Annotated in this window: 1 protein-coding gene; it reads right to left on the reverse strand. The window is 79.8% G+C overall.

Going from position 1 to position 1,615, the window contains the following annotated elements; translation table 11 throughout:
• Positions 1–1,615, reverse strand: a 1,615-nt coding sequence (locus tag FNQ90_RS22530; protein WP_228471507.1) for a sigma-70 family RNA polymerase sigma factor, incomplete at both ends; no start/stop codon positions are given.

The following is a 1,615-nucleotide window of genomic DNA, read 5'->3' on the forward strand; positions in this document are numbered from 1 at the left end:
GGTTCCGGGTCGGGCCGGGGCTCCGGCTCCGGTCGTGGTTCCGGTTCGGGCCCGGGCTCGACACCGGGATCCGGTGTCCCCGGCGCGGGTTCCGCGGGCACCGCGGGTTCCTCCGGGGCGGGCCCCTGCGCCGGTGGCTCCGTCGGTGGCTCGGGCGGGGTCTTTGGCGGAACCTCCGCCGGAACGGCCGGCTCCTCGACGGTCACCGGCGCGACGGCCTCCGGAGCTGCCGCCGGTACCGGGGCCGGTGCCTCCGGCGCGGGGTCGCCGTCGGCGATCGGCGCGGGTTCCGGCTCCGGCCGGGGCGGTTCGGGTGCCGGGCCGGGAGCCGCAGCCGGGGGCGGCGCGGCGACGGCCGGCTCCGGGGAGTCCCCGCCGAGCACGGCGACCGCCACGGCCGCCGCGCCCGCCGCCGCCACCACACCGGCGGCCAGGGCGAGCTTGAGCGGCAGGGCCAACCCCTCGGCCGCCACCGCTCCGGTGACACCCGTTCCGCCGGCGCCGGCCGACCCCGCGCCGGTCGATCCGCCTCCCGCGCTCCCGGTCGCGCCGCCGCCCGCTCCGGCACCGGCGACACCGGCCGCCGCGAGGAACTTCGGCACGTAGCCGGCCGCGAGCCAACCGATCACGGCGATCGGCAGCACCGCGCGCAGGTGCTCGTTCATCTCCCGGACCTCGAGCGCCGCCGTCCGGCAGGCCGCGCACTGCTCCAGGTGGTGACGCAGGCCCCGTTCGGCTCGCGCCCGCAGGCCGCCCCGGGCGAAGGCCCCGAGCCGGTCCGCGTACCGGGCGCACTCGCCGCCCGTGGTCAGGGCCCGGCTGACGTGGGCCTGGAGGTACGCCTGCCGCAGACCCTCACGGGCTCGGTGGGCCAGCGCGGCGGTCGCGTTCGGCGTCAGGCCCAGCAGCGGGGCGACCTCGCGCGGGGAGGCGTCCTCGACGGCGGTGTGCCACAGCACCGCCTGCCAGCGTTCGGGCAGGCTGCGGAACGCCCGGACCGCCATCGACCGCTCGGCGTCCTCCATGGCGCGGACCTCGGCCGGCGCCTCCCGACCGTCCCCGTCGCCACCGACGCCGGCGCCGACCCGTCCCGCGCTCCCCGATCCACCGGCGGACCCGCCGGCCGCGCCGGTGTCGGCGAACTCCACGAACGTCGCGAAGTCCTCCACCAGTTGTTCGCGGCGCGCGCCTGCCGTCCAGGTCGCCGCCACCCGCCGCACCGACGTGAAGAGGTAGGCGCGCACCGCCGAGGACGGGCCGGCGCCACCGCGCACGGCCTGCAGGGTGGCGGCGAACACCTCGTTGGTGAGGTCCTCGGCGGTGTGATCGTCCCGACAGCAGGTTCGGGCGTACCGGCGCACGGCGGCGGCGTGCCGCCGGTACAGCTCCTCGTACGCGCCGTCATCGCCCTCCCGCATCCGGCGCAGCAACTCGGCGTCGGCCGGCCCGGCCACCGCTCGCGCGTCGGCCCCCCGGCCGCGCGGGCGGGGAATTCGCTGGCGGGGGACGCGTTCCACCCCGGCCGGCGGGTCGGCGCCATCCGGGGCCGTGTCGCCGGGGCCCCCCGCCCCGTCCGGCGCGGGCGGGTCCGTCCTCGCCCCCGCCCGTGCCGTGT

This window comes from Streptomyces alkaliphilus, assembly GCF_014141535.1.
Taxonomy (GTDB): domain Bacteria; phylum Actinomycetota; class Actinomycetes; order Streptomycetales; family Streptomycetaceae; genus Streptomyces; species Streptomyces alkaliphilus.